This window comes from Vibrio sp. 1078-1, assembly GCF_033340475.1.
Genome location: NZ_JAWOWM010000420.1, coordinates 1 through 666, shown reverse-complemented (window position 1 = coordinate 666; position 666 = coordinate 1). Strand labels below are relative to the sequence as shown.

1 protein-coding gene is annotated in these 666 nt (G+C 44.0%); it reads left to right on the top strand.

Features of this window, described 5'->3' with window-relative positions:
* Nucleotides 1–40: 40 nt before the first annotated feature.
* The gene (locus tag R7190_RS27955) at nt 41–544 is read left to right on the top strand and encodes a YchJ family protein (protein ID WP_015296531.1); all 504 of its coding nucleotides are present in this window, start codon (nt 41–43) and stop codon (nt 542–544) included.
* Nucleotides 545–666: the final 122 nt, after the last annotated feature.

Sequence of the window (666 nt, the reverse complement as noted above, 5' to 3'; positions counted from 1 at the left end):
ATTATTTGTTTCATCGCTTTACCTAACGAGATTTCATCTTATGGCTTCTTCTTGTCCTTGCGGCGCTAACCGTACCTACCAACAGTGTTGCGAAATTGCGCACAACAATCACGCTGACGTCAAAACACCAGAACAGTTAATGCGCTCTCGCTATAGCGCTCATGTGCTAGGCCTCGTTGACTACGTTGTGAAAACATATCACCCAAGTTGTAACGCAGAAGAACAACGTGAAGGTATCGCACAATCGATCGACAGCGATTGGTGCAAACTGGAAGTCGTCAAAGCAGAAGCTGGCAGCCATGAAAATGAAGGCTTTGTTGAGTTCAACGCCTATTTCAATGAAGACGGCCAACGCTACTGCCTGAGCGAGCGTTCACGCTTCGTGAAAGAAGATGGGCTGTGGTATTACATTGATGGCACTTTCCCTGAAGAAGAATCCGAGCAAGATCCGCGACTTAATCAATCCATCAGCAGCTTAAAAGTAGGCCGTAACGATCCATGTATTTGTGGCAGCGGTAAGAAATTTAAAAAGTGCTGCGGATAAAATCGCACTATCAAGAAAAAACAAAGGCTTCCAAATGGAAGCCTTTGTTTTATTTCTTTGATTTGAACTACTTGTGACGCTCTTTAAGCTTATTCACCACATCGTTCATTGATAAACCTTGG